The sequence below is a fragment of the Mesorhizobium sp. B3-1-7 genome, assembly GCF_006439385.1.
In the GTDB taxonomy this organism is placed as follows: Bacteria; Pseudomonadota; Alphaproteobacteria; order Rhizobiales; family Rhizobiaceae; genus Mesorhizobium.
Genome location: NZ_VFTL01000028.1, coordinates 12,028 through 30,861, shown reverse-complemented (window position 1 = coordinate 30,861; position 18,834 = coordinate 12,028). Strand labels below are relative to the sequence as shown.

At 63.6% G+C, this 18,834-nt stretch carries 17 protein-coding genes; 7 read left to right on the top strand and 10 right to left on the bottom strand.

The features are described 5' to 3' along the window. Positions 1–104 precede the first annotated feature (104 nt). The 5 genes from FJ417_RS22320 to FJ417_RS22300 all read right to left on the bottom strand — a co-directional run bounded on the left by FJ417_RS22320 (position 105) and on the right by FJ417_RS22300 (position 7,452). Positions 105–1,790, bottom strand: a complete 1,686-nt coding sequence (locus FJ417_RS22320; protein ID WP_140647143.1) for an ABC transporter ATP-binding protein — start codon at positions 1,788–1,790, stop codon at positions 105–107. Beyond that, complete coding sequence (locus FJ417_RS22315) at positions 1,790–2,611, bottom strand: ABC transporter permease (RefSeq protein ID WP_140647142.1); 822 nt, start codon at positions 2,609–2,611, stop codon at positions 1,790–1,792. The genes FJ417_RS22320 and FJ417_RS22315 overlap by 1 nt, the downstream gene beginning before the upstream one ends. Positions 2,612–2,669: 58 nt before the next feature. Beyond that, positions 2,670–3,629 (bottom strand): ABC transporter permease, encoded by a 960-nt coding sequence (locus tag FJ417_RS22310; protein ID WP_140647141.1) that lies wholly within the window; start codon positions 3,627–3,629, stop codon positions 2,670–2,672. A 100-nt stretch (positions 3,630–3,729) separates the two neighbouring features. After that, positions 3,730–5,319 carry an ABC transporter substrate-binding protein gene (locus FJ417_RS22305; protein WP_140784935.1) on the bottom strand — a complete coding sequence of 530 codons (1,590 nt, stop codon included), beginning with the start codon at positions 5,317–5,319 and terminating at the stop codon, positions 3,730–3,732. Between the two features lie 147 nt (positions 5,320–5,466). Further along, the gene (locus FJ417_RS22300; protein WP_140784934.1) at positions 5,467–7,452 is read right to left on the bottom strand and encodes a CocE/NonD family hydrolase; all 1,986 of its coding nucleotides are present in this window, start codon (positions 7,450–7,452) and stop codon (positions 5,467–5,469) included. Positions 7,453–7,637: 185 nt separating this feature from the next. On the opposite strand from FJ417_RS22300, the gene FJ417_RS22295 reads away from it, so the two are divergent. Both FJ417_RS22295 and FJ417_RS22290 read left to right on the top strand, forming a co-directional pair. After that, positions 7,638–7,892: a BrnT family toxin gene (locus FJ417_RS22295; RefSeq protein WP_140784933.1), complete on the top strand. Its 255-nt coding sequence runs from the start codon at positions 7,638–7,640 to the stop codon at positions 7,890–7,892. Then, on the top strand, positions 7,879–8,190 hold the full coding sequence (locus FJ417_RS22290) for a BrnA antitoxin family protein (RefSeq protein WP_140647137.1): 312 nt from the start codon (positions 7,879–7,881) through the stop codon (positions 8,188–8,190). The genes FJ417_RS22295 and FJ417_RS22290 overlap by 14 nt, the downstream gene beginning before the upstream one ends. Positions 8,191–8,200: 10 nt before the next feature. Here the strand turns inward: FJ417_RS22290 and FJ417_RS22285 are convergent, their stop codons facing one another. The 4 genes from FJ417_RS22285 to puuE are packed head-to-tail and all read right to left on the bottom strand — an operon-like array spanning position 8,201 to position 11,604. Further along, positions 8,201–8,794 (bottom strand): nucleoside deaminase, encoded by a 594-nt coding sequence (locus tag FJ417_RS22285; protein ID WP_140784932.1) that lies wholly within the window; start codon positions 8,792–8,794, stop codon positions 8,201–8,203. 15 nt (positions 8,795–8,809) lie between these two features. Continuing rightward, positions 8,810–9,301: an ureidoglycolate lyase gene (locus FJ417_RS22280; RefSeq protein WP_140650709.1), complete on the bottom strand. Its 492-nt coding sequence runs from the start codon at positions 9,299–9,301 to the stop codon at positions 8,810–8,812. Then, positions 9,298–10,158 (bottom strand): bifunctional allantoicase/(S)-ureidoglycine aminohydrolase, encoded by an 861-nt coding sequence (locus tag FJ417_RS22275; protein WP_140784931.1) that lies wholly within the window; start codon positions 10,156–10,158, stop codon positions 9,298–9,300. The genes FJ417_RS22280 and FJ417_RS22275 overlap by 4 nt, the downstream gene beginning before the upstream one ends. 21 nt (positions 10,159–10,179) lie before the next feature. Continuing rightward, the gene (gene puuE / locus FJ417_RS22270) at positions 10,180–11,604 is read right to left on the bottom strand and encodes an allantoinase PuuE (protein ID WP_140784930.1); all 1,425 of its coding nucleotides are present in this window, start codon (positions 11,602–11,604) and stop codon (positions 10,180–10,182) included. Between the two features lie 168 nt (positions 11,605–11,772). Here puuE and uraH point away from each other — a divergent pair, with 168 nt between their 5' ends. The 4 genes from uraH to xdhC all read left to right on the top strand — a co-directional run bounded on the left by uraH (position 11,773) and on the right by xdhC (position 17,258). Continuing rightward, a complete protein-coding gene (gene uraH / locus FJ417_RS22265) occupies positions 11,773–12,147 on the top strand; it encodes a hydroxyisourate hydrolase (RefSeq protein WP_140647132.1) in 375 nt (124 codons plus the stop codon). A gap of 3 nt (positions 12,148–12,150) precedes the next feature. Continuing rightward, complete coding sequence (xdhA, locus tag FJ417_RS22260; RefSeq protein WP_140784929.1) at positions 12,151–13,626, top strand: xanthine dehydrogenase small subunit; 1,476 nt, start codon at positions 12,151–12,153, stop codon at positions 13,624–13,626. 211 nt (positions 13,627–13,837) lie between these two features. After that, positions 13,838–16,201, top strand: a complete 2,364-nt coding sequence (xdhB, locus tag FJ417_RS22255) for a xanthine dehydrogenase molybdopterin binding subunit (protein WP_140784928.1) — start codon at positions 13,838–13,840, stop codon at positions 16,199–16,201. 154 nt (positions 16,202–16,355) lie between these two features. After that, the gene (gene xdhC / locus FJ417_RS22250; RefSeq protein WP_140784927.1) at positions 16,356–17,258 is read left to right on the top strand and encodes a xanthine dehydrogenase accessory protein XdhC; all 903 of its coding nucleotides are present in this window, start codon (positions 16,356–16,358) and stop codon (positions 17,256–17,258) included. Positions 17,259–17,288: 30 nt separating this feature from the next. Here the strand turns inward: xdhC and dps are convergent, their stop codons facing one another. After that, the gene (dps, locus tag FJ417_RS22245) at positions 17,289–17,777 is read right to left on the bottom strand and encodes a DNA starvation/stationary phase protection protein Dps (RefSeq protein ID WP_140784926.1); all 489 of its coding nucleotides are present in this window, start codon (positions 17,775–17,777) and stop codon (positions 17,289–17,291) included. A gap of 222 nt (positions 17,778–17,999) precedes the next feature. Here dps and FJ417_RS22240 point away from each other — a divergent pair, with 222 nt between their 5' ends. Next, a complete protein-coding gene (locus tag FJ417_RS22240; RefSeq protein ID WP_140784925.1) occupies positions 18,000–18,830 on the top strand; it encodes a PhzF family phenazine biosynthesis protein in 831 nt (276 codons plus the stop codon). The last annotated feature ends 4 nt before the right edge of the window (positions 18,831–18,834 follow it).

Sequence of the window (18,834 nt, the reverse complement as noted above, 5' to 3'; positions counted from 1 at the left end):
TTTTTGAGATTGGTTTGCTGCGGGCTCTACCCGCCCGCGGCCGATCTTTCCTGCTGCGCATTGCAGCCGCATGACAGCTTCTGGTCCGGGCTGACTTTCGTGGGCTAATTTCCGGCGCTCGCCATGCGCCGGCCCTTGATCGCCTTCTCCAGCCAGCCGATCTCCATTTCCGGCACGGAGGACAGCAGCAGGTCCGTATAGGCGTCGAAGGGCGGCGTCAGCACCTTGCTCCTGGAGCCGTAGCGCACGACCTCGCCGCGATACATCACCGCGATCGAATCGGCGATCGACTTCACCGTCGCCAGGTCATGCGTGATGAACAAATAGGCGACCTTTTCGTGCTGCTGCAGGTTCAGAAGCAGCTTCAGGATGCCGTTGGCGACCAGCGGGTCGAGCGCCGATGTCACCTCGTCGCAGATGATCAGCTTCGGCTTGGCGGCGAGCGAGCGGGCGATGCAGACGCGCTGCTTCTGGCCGCCGGACAGCTCGGCCGGGTAGCGGTCGACGAAACCCTTGCCCATCTCGATCTCGTCGAGCAGTTCGGCGACGCGCTTGTCGCGCTCGCGTCCCTTCATACCGAAATAGAACTCCAGCGGCCGGCCGATGATGGTGCCGACCGTCTGGCGCGGGTTCATAGCTACGTCGGCCATCTGGTAGATCATCTGCAATTGACGCAGATCCTCCTTCGGCCGGTCGGAAAGCCGGTTGGCCAGCGGGCGCCCATCGAAGGTCACCGTGCCTTGCTCGGGCGGCAAAAGCCCGGTGATGGCGCGCGCCAGCGTCGACTTGCCGGAGCCGCTCTCGCCGACGACGGCCAGAGTCTGGCCGGGATAGATGTCGACCGAGACGTTCTTCAGGACCTTCACATGGCCGCCGCCGTAGGCGGCGGTGACATTCTTCACCGACAGGAACGGCGTTGCGCCGGGCTGCTGTTCCTGGTGCTCGATCTCATGCACCGAAACCAGCGCGTTGGTATATTCCTGGCGCGGCTCCTTGATGATCTGCTGCGTGCCGCCCCACTCCACCAGCCGGCCGTGGCGCAGCACCATGATTTCGTCCGACACCTGGGCGACGACGGCAAGATCGTGAGTGATGTAGAGGGCCGCCACATGGGTGTCGCGGATGGCGTCCTTGATCGCCGCAAGCACGTCGATCTGGGTCGTCACGTCGAGCGCCGTGGTCGGCTCGTCGAAGACGATGAGGTCGGGCTCCGAGCAGAGCGCCATCGCTGTCATCACGCGCTGCAATTGGCCGCCGGAGACCTGGTGCGGGTAGCGCTCGCCGATCGTTTCGGGGTTGGGCAGGCTAAGCTTCTTGAACAGCGCAATGGCCCGCTTCTCGGCCTCGGCGCGGTTCGCGGTACCATGCAACAGGGTCGCCTCGACCACCTGGTCGATCAGCTTGTGCGCCGGATTGAACGCCGCCGCCGCCGACTGCGCGACATAGCACACCTCGCGTCCGCGCAGCGCCCGCACGCCTCTTGGTCCGGCCTTCATGATGTCGCGGCCGTTGAGGATCACCTCGCCGCCGGTGATGCGCACGCCGCCGCGGCCATAGGCCATGGACGACAGGCCGATGGTCGATTTGCCGGCGCCGGATTCGCCGATCAGGCCGAGCACCTTGCCCTTTTCGAGCGTCAGCGAGACATCGTGGACCAGCGTGATGGTCTTCGGCGTCTCGCCCGGCGGATAGACGGTCGCCTCGATGCGCAGGTTGCGGATGTCGAGGAGCTTGCCCGAGCTTGCCTGCCCGGACTTCGCCTGCCCGGACCTTGCTTGATTGCCAGCCATCAGCCACGTCCTCCCTTCAGGCTCGTCGTGCGGTTGAGCACCCAGTCGGCGACGAGGTTGACCGAGATCGCCAGCACCGCGATCGCCGCGGCCGGGATCAGCGCCGCCGGAATGCCGAACACGATGCCGTCCTTGTTTTCCTTGACCATGCCGCCCCAGTCCGAATCCGGCGGCTGCACGCCAAGCCCGAGGAAGGACAGCGCCGACAGGAAGAGCACGGCGAAGATGAAGCGCACGCCAAGCTCCGCCACCAGCGGCGACAGCGCATTGGGCAGGATCTCACGGAAGATGATCCAGGCCTTGCCTTCGCCGCGCAGCTTGGCCGCCTCGACGAAGTCCATGACGTTGATGTCGACGGCGACGGCGCGTGACAGGCGATAGACGCGGGTGGAGTCCAGAATGCCCATGACCAGGATCAGCGTCAGCGTGGTCGTAGGCAGCACCGATAGCACGACGAGGCCGAAGATCAGCGTCGGGATCGACATCAATAGGTCGACGAAGCGTGACAGCAGCGTGTCGAACCAGCCGCCGAAGACAGCCGCCGTGAAGCCGAGGATCGAGCCCAGAGAGAAGGACAGCGCAGTCGCCGCCACCGCGATCTCCATGGTTATGCGCGCGCCGTAGATCATGCGTGAGATAAGGTCGCGGCCGAGATTGTCGGTGCCCAGCCAATGGGCGGCCGACATCGGCTCCCAGACGTCGCCGACGATCTCGCCATTGCCGTGCGGCGCGACCCAAGGCGCGAAGATGGCACAGAACGCAAAGAAGCCGGTCAGGATAAGCCCGACCCAGGCGGTGAACGGGATTTGTCGTAGCGCCATTCGCCTCAGTTCCCCCTTTGGTCGTCTTGCATCCGGCCCGTCATTTCGGATGCCCCCGTCATTTCGGATGCCTAAGCCGCGGATTGGCCACGATGGCGGCGATATCGGCGACGATATTGAGCGTGATGTAGACTGCGGCGAAGATCAGGCCGACCGCCTGCACCACCGGCACGTCGCGCTTGGCGACATGGTCGACCAGATACTGTCCCATGCCCGGATAGACGAAGATCACCTCCACCACCACGACGCCGACGATAAGATAGGCGAGGTTGAGCATGACGACGTTGACGACCGGCGCTATCGCGTTCGGGAAAGCATGCTTGCGGATGATGTCGAAGGCCTTCAGCCCCTTCAATTCTGCCGTCTCGATATAGGCCGACTGCATGACGTTGAGGATCGCCGCGCGCGTCATGCGCATCATATGGGCGAGCACCACCAGCGTCAGCGCGGTCGCGGGCAGCACGACGGCCTGCAACCTTTCGAGGAAGGGAGTCGAGTCATCCACCGTCGAGATGCTGGGGAAGATCTGCCATTTCACGGCGAAGAAATAGATCAGCACATAGCCGATGAAGAATTCCGGGAAGGAGGTCGAGGCCAGCGCCAGCCCGGAGATCAACTTGTCGACGAAGCCGTTGCGGTAGCGCACCGCGATCAGACCGAGGACGATCGCCAGCGGCACGGCGACGATCGCGGCGCAAGCCGCCAGGAACAGTGTGTTCTTCAGCCGGGTGCTGATCGAGGTCGCGATGTCCAGTCCGCTCGACTGCGCCGTGCCGAAGTCGCCATGCAGGATGCCCCACAGCCAGTGCACGTAGCGCAGCCACGCCGGATCGTTCAGCCCGAGCTGTTCGCGCAGGTTCGCCAGCGCCTCCGGCGTCGCCGACTGGCCGAGGATCGCCTGGGCGACGTCGCCCGGCAGAATCTGCGTGCCGGCGAAGATAAGCACCGAAACGGCCAAAAGAAGAACCAGGCCCAGCAAGACGCGCTGAGCGACCAATCTCAGGATCGGAGACGACATCGGCTACCTGCAACGGTGAAGAAGGGACGACGCCCGCCTTTCGGGCGGGTCATGAAAACGGGGAAGGGCCGGCCTGGGCCAGCCCTTCCCTTATCCTTCATCAGGCCTGCAGCCAGCACTCGATCAGGGCATGGCCGTTGCTGAGTTCCTGCGCCGGGTTATCGATCCAGCCTTCGACGCCCTTGCCGGTCGCGTCGACGAACTGGTTGAAGAACGGCACGATCAGGCCGCCTTCGTCGCGCATGACCTCGCCCATGTCGCGGTAGATCTTCTTGCGCTTGGCTTCGTCGAGCTCGCCGCGCGCCGCAAGCACCATCTTGTCGAAGTCCGGGCGCTTCCAGCGGGTGTCGTTCCAGTCGGCGGTCGACAGATAGGCGGTCGAATACATCTGGTCCTGGGTCGGACGGCCGCCCCAGTAGGAGAGCGAGAAGGGCTGCTTGTTCCAGACTTCGGTCCAGTAACCGTCGCCCGGCTCGCGCTTGATCTCGATCTTGATGCCGGCCTTGGCCGCGCTCTGCTGATAAAGCTGGGCGGCGTCCACGGCACCCGGGAAGGCGACGTCGGAGGTGCGCAGCAGGATCGAGCCGCTATGGCCCGACTTCTTGTAAGCCGCGGCCGCCTTTTCCGGATCGAACTTGCGCTGCTCGAAATCGCCTGCGAACAGCGGGTAGGCCTTGTTGACCGGCATGTCGTTGCCAACCTCACCGTAGCCGCGCAGGATTTTGGTCAGCATCTCCTCGCGGTCCATGGCGAGCTTCAGCGCCATCCTGAGATCGTTGTTGTCGAAGGGCGCGGTGTCGCAGAACATGTTGAAGGGATAGAAGCCGCGGCCCGAGGCGGCGCGGATGGTGACGCCGGGCAGCCGCTTGACCAGGTCGACGATCTTCGGCTCGACGCGGTTGATCATGTTGACCTGGCCGCCCTGGAGCGCGGCCATGCGCGCCGTCGGATCGTTGACGACGACGATCTCGACCTGATCGGCATGGCCGTATTTGTCGGGCTGCCAGTAGTGGTCGAAACGCGCGGCGGTGTGCTTCACGCCGGGCTGGTTGCCGGTGATCTTGTACGGCCCGGTGCCGATGCCAGCGTCCGGCTTGTCCATGCCGCCATTCGGCTGGATGATCAGGTGATAGTCCGCCATCAGGTAAGGCATGTCGGCATTCGGGTCCTTCAGCGTGACCACGACATTGCCGCCATCGACCTTGATGGTGTCGATGCTCTTCAGGACGCCGAGCGCGCCGGATTTTGACTTCTCGTCGCTGTGGCGCTTCAGCGTCGCCACCACGTCGTCCGGCGTTACTTCCTTGCCGTTGTGGAACTGGACGCCCTTGCGGATCTTCATCGTCCAGGTCTTGGCGTCGTCCGAAGAGCCGATTTCTTCGGCGATCAGGTATTCGACGCCGCCGCCCGGCGCGAGCTCGACCAGCGTTTCGCCCCAGCATTTGCCGAAGGCGAACGGAACCTGGCTAAGGAAGGTCGCCGGATCGAGACTGTTGGTGGATTCACCGCCCTGCAGGCCGGCCTTCAACGTGCCGCCTTTGACCGGACCGGCCGCACGAACGGCCTTGGAGAGCAGCGAGTTTGCAACGGTGGCGGCGACGCCGAGCGCCGCGGCGCGACCGAGAAAATCGCGACGGCTAAGTTTTCCGGCCGCGACTCGCCGGCTGAGATAGTCGAGTTCGTTGGACATTACGGTTCCTCACTCTGGATATCCGACCTTAGGGTCGTTTCTTGCTATTGGAGGAGATAATGACCGTAAGGGAAAGCGGCAGGCAAGACCGAATGCGACATACCGTGGCGTAAATCGCACGTCGCATTTGGCCCAATCTGCCCTGGCTCAAACCAGGGCGCGGGGAATCGCCTGCTCGAAGCCGCGCTCGAAGACCAGTTTTTCACCCTCATAGGCTTCGATTCTCGCGCTGACGATGAAGTTTGCGGCGTCCGATCGCATCTCGGCAAAAGTTTCGGTCCGCACCGACCATTCATTGCGCGACAATGCCTGCGTCCAATGCGTGGCTCCGGTGGCCGACAGCGGGTCATCGGGATGGATCGTCCATGTCTCGCGCACGATGCTGCCATTGACCAGCCCATGATCGAGGTCGCGCACCTCGCCGAAATCGTCGGTTATGGAAAGCGTGACAAGACCGGTCTTCTCGTCGCGGCCGACATGGCGTTCGGAACTCGCCGGCCGAATCGTCTCGGTCGCCCAGGGTGTCGCGCCTTCCGGCTCTGGAAACGAAACCTCATTGCCTTTCGCCAGCGGGCGCAACGGCAGCTTCAGCGTCGCCTTCGCGAGATCAAGCCGCGCTGACTCCGGCGAGGGCCAGATCATCGGCCAGTAGGCGGTCGAAACGGCGATGCGCAATTTGTGGCCGGCCGGCACCCGGTAGGCGCATTGGTCGAGCACGACGCGCGCCGAAACCGTCTCGCCGGGAATTAGCGCTTGCGGAAATTCATGCGAGTTTCGGTGCGTGAGATTGAGCACACCATAGGAGATCAGCTCCGAGGCCCCATCGGGATGCACGTCGCAGAGGCGCACCGTGATGTTGGCCTGGGGTCGATCGGAAGCAACCCGGACCTCGAGCTCCGGCGCCCCGACGATGTCGATCGCCTCGCCGAGCTCAGGCTGGTCGAAACAAACCGAAAGCGCGTCATCGGGACGCTGGTCGCCCGGCAATTCCGGTCCGAAGGTGAAGGGAAAATACTCGCCGCCGGCAAGCCCGCAGGTCTGCGGCGACGCGACGATCGACGGCTTTGCGCCCGCGGAAATGAGTTCGATCGCCTCGACCTTGATGTTTGAGGACGGCCATTCCTGTTCCGCGACCCAGCGGCCCGGCCGCTCGGGATGCCAGCGCGCCGGCCGCACACTGTCCATGACATAGGCGCGATAGTCCGGATCGGCCTCGACGCCGGTCTCCGCGCCCTTCAGCCAGTGGTCCCACCAGCGCAACGCCTCCTGCAGGAAGCCGATGGCCGGATTGGGCCCGGCGTAATGCGGGTATTTGTGGATCCAGGGGCCGACGATGCCTTTGACCGGCGATTGGATGCTGGTGACGAGATTGGAGATGGTGTTGCGGTAGCCGTCATGCCAGCCGCCGATCGACAGCACGGCCGCTTTCACCGCCGAAAAATCCTCGCAGATCGAGCCGCGCTTCCAATAAGCGTCGCGATGCTGGTGGCTGAGCCAGAGCGGCAGGAGAAAAGACTGGTTCTCCAGCCGGCTGAGCCACAGGTCGCGCCAGCGATTGCCGCCGGCGATCGCCGGGTCCGGCGGCCGCGACGAATAGGACAGCATCGTCGAGGCCCAGCCGAAATTTTCCAAGAGCAGGCAGCCGCCCTTGTAATGGATGTCGTCGGCATAGCGGTCGACGGTCGAGCACAGGCTGATCACCGCCTTCAGCGCCGGCGGCTGTTTCGCGGCCACCTGCAGGCAGTTGAAGCCGCCCCAGGAAATGCCCATCATGCCGACATTGCCGTTGCACCAGGGCTGCGCCGCCGCCCAGGCGATGACGTCGCAGGCATCCTGCAGTTCCTGCTCGGAATATTCGTCGTCCATCAGCCCTTCGGAATCGCCATTGCCGCGCATATCGACGCGGATCGAGGCGTAGCCGTGGCCGGCGAAATAGGGATGGGTGAGCTGGTCGCGAAAAATGGTGCCGTCGCGCTTGCGGTAGGGCAGGTGCTCGAGGATCGCCGGCACCGGATTGTCCGTCGCGTCCTCGGGCATCCAGACGCGCGCCGACAGCCGGCAGCCGTCCGGCATGACGATGCCCATATCGGGAAATTCGACGGCTTTTCGGGGGAATTCGGTGACGGTTTTCATGGGCGCATAACGCCCCGCTGCGCTGCGACTTTCAATCGCCATTCGCGACTGGAGCAGCGAAATATGCGACCTGGGTCGTTAGCGAACGCACCCTCCGATCATCCAGCTTATTCTTGTATCTCTCGATTAATTTGTGTATTACGTTTATTCACGTGGCCTGACGCAGACACACTGGATGATCTCGCCTGAAAATCGTTTGGGATGAGCCAAAACGGGTGACGAACCTCGCAAACCGGGGTCTCGACTTCTCCGATCTCGATATCGAGTTTTTTGCCACGTCAATCGTCCTCCCGGCCAAAGCCGGTCGGCTGAAGGCGATTGGAGAATTTGGAGAGATCATTCTCGCCGTGATCTTCAAGCCGCTTGGTTCCGAAGCGATCTCGGTGATCTCGATGCGTCATGCCAGCCGAAAGGAAAGGTCCGTGTATGAGCAACACTAAGTCACACATTCGGCGGCTTACCGATGCCGAGGAAGCCGAAATTCAAAGACAGATTGCTGCTGATCCCGAGGACGGGGAGGCGACCGACGAACAGCTGACACAAGCCAAGCCTTTCGCGGAAGTGCTCCCGGAGCTTTTCGAGAGCATAAGGCGTTCCCGTGGCCGACCGACCCTGGAGAAACCAAAGCAAGTCGTCTCCATCCGCCTGGACCAGGATGTCGTCAGAAAATTCAAGGCGACCGGCAAGGGCTGGCAGGCAAGGATAAATGAAGTGCTGAAAAACGCGAAGGTAAGGTAGGCTATACGCGTCAGTTCAGCGGAATGTCGTTCTCGGTCTTGCTGGCCTGATAGGCGCCCGACAGCTCGTCATAACGCGTCGAAATCCTGCCGATGCGCGCTTCCAGACGGTTGCGTTCGGCCTCAGGCAACGCCCGCACCAGCCTGCGGATCGAGAAGCTTTTCCAGTAGGGGTTCTCGGCATTGTAGCCGCCGGGGTCGAGGGTGAAGACCTCTTTCAGGATCTTGAGGTCGTGCGGGATTGCAAAACTGTCGCGTGAATCCTCATGGCTGAACAGGTAGTAGAAATTGTCGAAGCCGGTCCAGGTGATCGCCGACAGGCAGAGCGAGCAGGGCTCGTGGGTGGCTATGAATAGCGCGTCCTTGGTGTCGACGCGCTCGGCCTTTGGCATTTCGTAGAAGCGCTTCAGGCAATGCACCTCGCCATGCCAGAGCGGGTTTTCGATCTCGTTATTGGTCTCGGCCAACACCAGCGAGCGGTCGTCTTTCCGCAGGATCGCGGCGCCGAACAGCTTGTTGCCATGGGCGACGCCTTCGGCGGTCTTGGGCACGATGTCGTGCTCGATCACGTCGAGCAGGCGGTCGATCAGCGAAATGTCGGTCATGGAAATCGCGAGCTTTCAGGGGAGGTGGATCTCGTAAGGGTGCGAGAAATGGAATTCTTCGAGATTGGAACCCTCGCCGCCGCGGTCGACGATGAGGAAATCCTGTTCCTCGCCGATCGGGGTGAGCACGCCGTGCCACAGGTTGCGGCGGTAATTGATGCCCTGTCCGGGGCCGGCGAGAAAGGCATGCGGCTCACCCGGCCCATCCTTGGTGTCGTGGCAGACGACGACCAGGAACGGGCGTGGCGACAGCGGGATGAAGGCTTGGCTGCCGAACGGATGGCGCTCGACCATGGTGAGCTTCAGCGGCATTTCGTAAGGCGTACCGCGCACCATCGAAATCAGCACGCGCGCATTCGGTCCGGCGGCCTCCGCAGTGGCGAGGTCGTGATAGCGCATCGCCCGGCCGCCATTGATCGGGTAGCTGTTGTCGCCACCCATGTCGATGACGTCGCCGAAGGGCGCGAAGTTCTCGCGGGTCAGCGGTCGGGCGACGATGCGGCTCACCGCGCCTTGCCCCCAAGATAGCCGCCAAGCCTGGCATGACGGTTGACGTCCTTGTACAGCAGATAACGGAAATTACCGGGGCCGCCGGCATAGCAGGCCTGCGGACAAAAGGCGCGCAGCCACATGAAGTCGCCGGCTTCGACCTCGACCCAGTCCCGGTTGAGGCGGTAGACCGCCTTGCCTTCGAGCACATAGAGCCCGTGCTCCATGACATGCGTCTCGGCGAAGGGGATGACCGCGCCCGGCTTCAGCGTCACAATGGTGACGTGCATGTCGTGGCGCATGTCGGCTGGGTCGACGAAGCGGGTCGTTGCCCAGCGCCCCTCCGTGCCCGGCATCGGGCTCGGCGCCACATCCTGGTCGCTCGAGAAGAAGGCTTCCGGCGCGTCGAGGCCGTCGACAGCCTCATAGGTCTTGCGGATCCAGTGGAAGCGGGCAGCAGTGCCGCTTTCATTGCGCACCGTCCAGCCACTGGATGGCGGCAGGAAGGCGAAGCCGCCGGGAGCAAGCACGTGTTCTTTGCCGGCAAGCGATACGCTGAGCTCGCCCTCGACCACGAACAGCACGCCCTCGGCGGCGGCATCGAGTTCCGGCCGCTCGCTGCCGCCGCCGGGCAGAACCTCGACGATGTATTGCGAAAAGGTCTCGGCGAAGCCCGACAGTGGCCTTGCGATGATCCAGGCCCTCGTCTTGTCCCAGAACGGCAGCGGGCTGGTGACGATGTCCTGCATCACGCCCTTGGGGATGACAGCATAGGCTTCAGTGAAGACGGCGCGGCCGGTCAAGAGCTCGTTCTGGCCGGGATGGCCGCCATGCGGGGCGTAATAGGTTCGCTCGGCAGTCTTGATCATATCCATGGGGTCCTGGCCCTCAAAACATTACAATGGAAGCATGTCTTTCAGCCGAAGCAGGGCGATGCGTTCGACCTGTCTGCAGGCGGTTTCGAACTCGGTGCCGCGGCTGTTGCCGATCCGCGCCTCGAACTCCGCCAGGATTTCGTCCTTGGTCTTGCCCTTGACCGCGATGATGAAGGGGAAGCCGAAGGTGGTGACGTAGGCGGCGTTGAGTTTCGAGAACAGCTCGCGCTCCTTGTCGGTCAGCGCGTCGAGCCCGGCGGAGGCCTGTTCCTTGGCTGATTCCGGCGTCAGGCGCCTGGCCTTGGCCAGCTTGCCGGCGAGGTCCGGGTGGGCGTTCAGCACGGAAAGGCGTTCGGCTTCGCTCGCCGCGCGGAAGACGCGGCAGAGCGCGTTGTGCAGGCCGCCGGCGCTGTCATGCGCAGGGCCGAGCTCCAATTCATAGGCGCGTTCGGCGATCCAGGGCGAATGCTCGAACACGCCGCCGAAGGCATGCACGAATTCCTCGAATTCCATCCGCGACGGACGCAGCGCCGGCGCCTCGTAGGGGTGCGTTTCGCGCCAGTGTTTGGCAATGTCGACGCGCCGCGTCAGCCATACCTTGTCGTGCGACTTCACATAATCGACGAAGCGCTTCAATGCCGCCACCCGCCCGGGACGGCCGACCAGCCGGCAGTGCAGGCCGATATTCATCATGCGCGGCCGGCCTGCCTTGCCCTCGGCATAGAGCGTGTCGAAACTGTCCTTCAGATAGGCGAAGAACTGGTCGCCCGAGTTGAAGCCCTGCGGCGTCGCAAAACGCATGTCGTTGGCGTCGAGCGTGTAGGGGATGATGAGTTGCGGTTTCTCCAGCCCGTCGCGGTCGAACCAATAGGGCAGTTCGTCGTCATAGGTGTCGGAGACATAGTCGAAGCCGCCTTCCTCGGCGACGAGCCGCACCGTGTTGACCGAGGTCCGGCCGGTGTACCAGCCGGTCGGGCGCGCGCCGGTGACCTCGTAATGCAGCTTGATCGCCTCTTCGAGATCGCGCCGCTCGTCCTCGGCCGCATGGTCGCGATAGTCGATCCATTTCAGCCCGTGCGAAGCGATCTCCCAACCAGCCTCCTGCATGGCAGCCACTTGGTCGGGCGAGCGCGCCAACGCCGTGGCGACGCCGTAGCAGGTCACCGGCACCTGCGCTTCGGTGAACAGCCGGTAGAGCCGCCAGAAGCCGGCCCGCGCGCCATACTCGTAGATCGATTCCATGTTCCAGTGGCGCTGGCCGACCCAGGGAGCCGCCCCAACGATCTCCGAAAGGAAGGCCTCCGAAGCCTTGTCGCCATGCAGCACGCAGTTCTCGCCGCCTTCTTCATAGTTGACGACGAACTGCACCGCGACATGCGCGCCGGCGGGCCATTTCGGGTCCGGCGGATTGGCCCCATAACCGCGCATGTCCCGATCGTAACGCATTGCCACTCCTGCCCGATGGTTGAGATGAAGATATCGAAAGGAGTGCGCACGCATTCCCCCGAAAATTTTTGAAAGTGCTTTTTGCCGCGCTCCGCTCGACCGGGGCTTATGCATCGCCTTTAATTGGCGCACAATCGACCTGAAACGTACCGGGATGGGAGGCGGCCAGTGGCAGAAACGTCGAAAGCCGATGGCGGGCGTCTGACGACCCATGTGCTTGACACCGCGACCGGCCGGCCGGCAAAAGGACTGTCGATCGAGCTTTTCCGCATCGAAGGCCAGAGCCGCACGCGTCTCAAGACCGTGACCACCAATGACGACGGCCGCTGCGATGCGCCGCTGCTGGCCGACGCCGATTTCCTTACCGGCGAATATGAGCTGGTCTTCGCCGCTGGCGACTATCTGCGCGGCCAGGGTATCGACCTGCCCCAACCCGCCTTTCTCGATATCGTGCCGATCCGCTTCGGCATGGCGGAGCAGCGGCATTATCACGTCCCGCTTTTGATTTCGCCCTATGGCTACTCGACCTATCGGGGGAGCTGAGACATGGCTGAGACCCGCAATCAAATACGCTTTATCCTGAACGGCAGCGACGTGGCTCTGAAGGACGTCGCGCCCGATGCGACGCTGCTCGACTGGTTGCGGCTCAGCCGCTCGCTGCGCGGCACCAAGGAAGGTTGCGCCGAGGGCGACTGCGGCGCCTGCACGGTGTTGGTCGGCAAGCTCTCCGCCGAAGGTCTCGTCTACGAAAGCGTGAATGCCTGCATCCGCTTCATGGGCTCGCTCGACGGCACGCATGTCGTGACTGTGGAACACCTGCGCGGCAACGGTGAGAAACTGCATCCGGTGCAGCAGGCGATGGTCGATTTCCACGGCTCGCAATGCGGCTTCTGCACGCCGGGCTTCATCATGTCGCTCTATGGCCTCTGGATGAAGACCCCCGATCCGTCCAACGCCGCGATCGAAAAGGCGCTGCAGGGCAATCTCTGCCGCTGCACCGGCTACGAGGCCATCATGCGCGCCGCGCACGCCATTTCGAGCTACGGCAAGGCGTCGAAGGACCCGCTGGCGGTGGAGCGCAAGGACATCACCGCGCGGCTGAAGGTGTTGCGTGATGGCGCCAGGGTCGAGATCGGGTCGGGCAAGGCGCGATTGATCGTGCCGGCCAGCGTCGACGATTTCGCCGCTTTGCTCGAAAGCGAACCGGGCGCCACCATCGTCGCCGGTTCGACCGATGTCGGCCTGTGGGTCACCAAGCTCATGCGCGACATCTCGCCGGCGATCTTCATCGGCGGCCTCGACGGCTTGCGTACGACGTCGGAGAAGGATGGCGTCATCACCATCGGCGCCGGCGTCACCTACACCGAAGCCTTCGAGACGCTGTCGAAGCGCATCCCGGCACTGGGACCGCTGGTCGACCGCATCGGCGGCGAACAGGTGCGCAACATGGGCACGATCGGCGGCAACATCGCCAACGGCTCGCCGATCGGCGACACGCCGCCGCCCTTGATCGCGCTCGGCGCGCAACTGACACTCCGCAAGGGCAAGGCGCGTCGCACGATACCGCTCGAAACCTTCTTCATCGCCTATGGCAAGCAGGACCGTCAGCCCGGCGAGTTCGTCGAAGCAGTCCAAGTGCCCGTGCCGGCAAAAGGAACGAAGTTTGCCGTCTACAAGGTCACCAAGCGCCGTGACGAGGATATCACCGCGACGCTCGGGGCTTTCTACCTGACCTTGGCCAAGGATGGCACGGTGGCCGACATCCGCATCGCTTATGGCGGCATGGCGGCGACACCGAAGCGCGCCGGCGCGGTTGAAAAGGCGCTCGCCGGCAAGCCCTGGACCGAAGCGACCGTGGGGGCCGCGACGGCCGAATACACCAAGGATTTTTCGCCGCTCACCGACATGCGGGCGACCGCCGAATACCGGGCGCTGGCAGCGAAGAACCTTTTGCTACGGTTTTATATCGAGACGACCGGAACGAAGGCGCCGTTCCAGGTCTCGCGCAACGAGGCGGCCTGATGCGTCCGCAATCCAACATATCGAGGCAAAGCGCCGGGCGGTCGCGAGTAGCGTCCTTCTCCCCGTTCACGGGGAGAAGATGCCGGCAGGCAGATGAGGGGCAGCGCCATCGTCGATCGTCTCGCGCGAATTCGTCAACGTCAGCGCTGCCCCTCATCCGACCCTTCGGGCCACCTTCTCCCCGTGAACGGGGAGAAGGAAAGGAGGCTGAATGAACAAGCACGCCACACCCAGCTTCAAGGCTGAAAAGATCGTCGGCGGCGTTGCCACCGGCCAGCGGCACGATTCCGCGCACAAGCATGTCAGCGGCACCGCCGTCTATATCGACGACATGCCGGAGCCCGCCGGCACGCTGCATGTCGGCCTCGGCCTCTCCAAGGTCGCGCACGGCGCGTTGAAGAGCGTCGACCTGTCGGCCGTGCGCTCGGCGCCCGGCGTGATCGATGTGCTGACCTATGCCGATGTCCCCGGCGGGAACGATGTCTCGCCGAGCAACATGCATGACGATCCGGTGCTCGCCGAAGCCAACGTGCAGTTTTACGGGCAGCCGATCTTCGCAGTGGTTGCCGAGACACGCGAGGAAGCGCGCCGCGCCGCGCGTCTCGCAAAAATCGAGTATGACGAGCTTCCGGCCGTCATCGACATCTGGAACCTCGATCCGGTCAAGGACAGGCAGGTCACCACGCCGCTGGTCCTGAAGCGCGGCGATGCCGCCGCGGCGATCGCGGCGGCTCCCCGCCGCATCAAGAACCGCATGTGGCTCGGCGGCCAGGACCACTTCTATCTCGAGGGCCAGGTTTCGCTGGCAATCCCTGGCGAGGACGACGAGGTGATCGTCTATTGCTCGACGCAGGGCCCGAGCGAGACGCAGCATCTGGTCGCGCATGCGCTCGGCGTGCCGAGCCATGCTGTCACGGTCGAAGTGCGCCGCATGGGCGGCGGCTTCGGCGGCAAGGAAACCCAGGCCAACCAATGCGCGGCGATCGCCGCCATTGCCGCCAAGAAATTGAAGCGCGCGGTCAAGATCAGGCTCGACCGCGACGAGGACATGACCGCCACCGGCAAGCGGCACGACTTCGCCATCGATTATGAAGTCGGCTTCGACGACGACGGCAACATCCTCGGCGTCGACTTCACCTATGCGCTGCGTTGCGGCTTTTCCGCCGATCTGTCCGGTCCGGTCGGCGACCGCGCGCTGTTCCACTGCGACAACGCCTATTTCTATCCGGCGGTGCACGCCAAGTCGGCGCCGCTCTACACCAACACCGTCTCCAACACCGCCTTCCGCGGCTTTGGCGGCCCGCAAGGCATGGTCGGCGCCGAGCGCGTCATCGACGAGGTGGCCTTCGCCGTCGGCAAGGACTCGCTCGAAATCCGCAAGCTGAACTTTTACGATCCCATGGAGGCGATCGGCGAGCGCAGCATCACGCCCTACCACCAGAAGGTCGAGGACTGCATCATCCAGCGCATCGTCGCCGAACTGGAGGAAAGCGCGAACTATGCGCGGCGCCGCCGCGAGATCAGCGCCTTCAACAACAACAGCCGGTTCGTCAAGCGCGGGCTGGCGATGACGCCGGTGAAGTTCGGCATCTCCTTCACCAAGACGGAGGCCAACCAGGCCGGCGCGCTGGTGCATGTCTATGCCGACGGATCGGTCCACATGAACCATGGCGGCACCGAGATGGGCCAGGGCCTGCATCTCAAGGTGGCGCAGGTCGTGGCGGAAGAATTCCAGATCGATCTCGACCGGGTCAAGATCACCGCGACCACCACCGCCAAGGTGCCGAACACCTCGCCGACGGCCGCGTCTTCCGGCGCCGACCTCAACGGAATGGCGGCGCAGGACGCCGCCCGCCAGATCCGCAAGCGGCTGACCGACTTCGCCGCCGACAAATACCAGGTGCCGCACGACCAGGTCGTGTTCCTGCCCAACCGGGTGCGCATCGGCAATCAGGAAGTGGCCTTCAACGATCTGGTTAAGCAGGCCTATGTCAACCGCATCCAGCTCTCGGCGGCCGGTTTCTACAAGACGCCGAAGATCCATTGGGACCGCAGCAAGGGCCGCGGACATGCCTTCTACTATTACGCCTATGGCGCGGCCTGCTCGGAGGTCTCGGTCGACACGCTCACCGGCGAGTATGTCGTCGAGCGCACCGACATCCTGCACGACGCCGGCCGCTCGCTGAACCGGGCGATCGACCTCGGCCAGATCGAGGGCGGGTTCATCCAGGGCATGGGCTGGCTGACGACGGAGGAATTGTGGTGGGACGATAGCGGCCGGCTGCGGACGCATGCGCCGTCGACCTACAAGATCCCGCTCGCTTCCGACCGTCCAAAGATCTTCAACGTCAAGCTGACCGACTGGTCGTCGGCCTATGAGCCGACCATCCATCGCTCAAAGGCCGTGGGCGAGCCGCCGCTGCCGCACGGCATGTCGGTGCTGCATGCGCTGTCGGACGCGGTCGCGAGCGTGGCCGACCACAAGATCTGTCCGCGCCTCGACGCGCCGGCGACGCCGGAGCGGGTGCTGACGGCGATCGAGCGGTTGAAGCGGGAAGCCGAAAAGCCGGCCTAAAACGTGCAATTCGGCCGAAAAACACTATATTTTGGCGCTAGGGCATGATCCCGAAAAGTGGGAACCGGTTTTCGGAGAAAGATCATGCTCCAACAAAGAGTTAGATCGTGAGGGCGGTTCAACGAAACGCCATCACGATCTAGGAATGCAGACGATGAACTCGAAAGTGCAAAGCCTGAAGACGTTTTTCGGCCAAGCTGGCCGGGTCGCTCTCGTCGAGGTCGCGGCCACCAAAGGCTCGACACCGCGCGAGGCCGGCGCCTTTATGCTTGTCTCTTCGTCATCGATCTTCGGTACGATCGGGGGCGGTCAGCTCGAATATATGGCGATCGACAAGGCGCGGCAGATGCTGCGCTCCTCGCCTCGCGACAACGGGGAGGGTGAACAGGCCCGCATAGAGGTCGATGAGGTGTGCGCGACGCTCGACGTGCCGCTCGGGCCGGAAATCGGCCAATGTTGCGGCGGGCGTGTCGAGGTGCTGATCAGATTGGTCGATAGGACAATCAAAGAAAGGCTGATCGCCAACGCCGAAGCCGAAGAGGCGCATCTTCCGCATGTCTATCTCTTTGGCGGCGGCCATGTCGGCCAGGCGCTGGCCGCGTCGCTGGCGCTGCTGCCGACCCACGTCGTCGTCGTCGAAACCCGCGCCGACGCGCTGGAAGGCATGCCGGAAACGGTGGAGACCCGGCTGACGCCGATGCCCGAAGCAGTAGTGCGCGAGGCGCCGGCTGGGTCGGCCTTCGCCATCCTAACGCATGACCATGCCTTGGATTTCCTGATCGTCGCCGAAGCATTGAAGCGCGGAGATACCGCCTATGTCGGCATGATAGGCTCGAAGACAAAGAAGGCTACTTTCAAGAGCTGGTTCCTGAAGTCGGCCGAGGGCAGCGAGGCCGAATTCAATCGCCTCATCTCGCCGATCGGCGGCAATGCGGTGAAGGACAAGCGGCCGCCGGTGATCGCCGCGCTTGCCGCCGCCGAAATCATGACCGCGCTGGTGTCGCGTGCCTCGGACACGCCAAGCGCGGCCAGTGCTGAAAAGGCGATGGCCGGCTGATCCGGCCGGCCAAGCAAAAACAGTTCCCGGTTATTCCTTTTCCTGCGTGTGCGCCTCGAGGAACCACAGCAATTTATCGAGCGAGCGAGAATAGGCGGTGAAGATATCGGCGGTGTCGGCATCGCCGGCGTCGTCCGCCTCGTCGATCGCTTCGCGGGTCAGCTTGGCCGCCGCCGCATAGCGGTCGATCAGCGCCGCCAGATGATCCTTGGTCTTGTGGATGTCGGTCGGATAGGGTTTTAGCCTGGTCGTCTTCGACACGTCCTGCGAGGTGCCATGCGCGGTGCCGCCGAGCTGGACGGCGCGCTCGGCGACGATGTCGACATGGCCGTCGATCTCCTCGCGGAATTCATCGAGCATCTCATGGATGGCGATGAATTGCGGGCCTTTGACGTTCCAATGCGCTTGCTTGGTGATCAGGGCCAGGTCGATGGCGTCGGCAAGCCTGGCGTTGAGCAGGTCGATCGATTCCTTCTTGGCATCGGCTTTGAGGTCGTTCTTGGTGACGATGGCGTCCATGGTTGGCTCCTGTCGCGCTGCATCGATGGCTGGGAACTGAAGGACGGCCCGAACGACCGCCAATCGTCAAAACGGCGATGGGTCGAATTTCGTTCCGCATTGGATTGAAGCGCTGGCTCCGATCGCAGATGTGACTGGCGCTCACCGCTGCTCGCCGCTTTCTTCATTTCCCAAGACGGCCCGAAACGTGTTTGTTGCGCCCACTCACAACGAGGCCGGAACATGGATGTATTGAAGATCGCAGCATTTTCAGATGGCAACACCGGCGGTAATCCGGCCGGCGTGGTGATTGGCGAAGCCTTGCCCGATGCGGCCGACATGCAGCGCGTCGCTGCCGAAGTCGGCTTTTCGGAAACCGCCTTTGCCGCGCCCGAAGGCGATCAATGGCGCGTCCGCTACTTTTGGCCGGAGTCGGAAGTACCGTTCTGCGGCCACGCCACCATCGCGCTCGGCGCCGCGCTGGTCGGAAAGTTCGGCGACGGCACTTTCAGGCTGACCCTCAACCAGGCCGACATCACCGTCGAAGGTTTTCGCGATGGCGCCAACTTTGCCGCCGCCCTGCGGTCGCCGCCGACGCGCAGCCGGCCGGCGCCGAAGGAACTGGCCGGCGAGGCGCTCGCCTTGTTCGGCTATGAGCCGGGCGATCTCGATCGCGCCATTCCGCCGGCGGTCATCCATGGCGGCGCCGATCATCTCGTGCTGGCGCTGAAGTCGCGCGAGGCGTTGGCCGCCATGGCCTATGATCTGAGGCAAGGCCAGTCCTTCATGCGGCGCGAAGGCCTGGTCACGATCCTCCTCGCCCACGCCGAGACGCCGCGCCTCTTCCACACGCGCAATCCATTCGCTTCCGGCGGCGTCTATGAGGATCCAGCGACAGGGGCGGCGACCGCGGCCTTTGCCGGCTATCTGCGCGATCTCGGCTGGCGGCATGGCGGCTCGATCGACATCGTCCAGGGCGAGGACATGGGCATGCGTTCGCGCCTCCATGCCGATATTCCGCCGACCGCCGGCAGCTCGATCAGGGTGTCCGGAGCAGCCCGGCTGATGGATTGAGCAA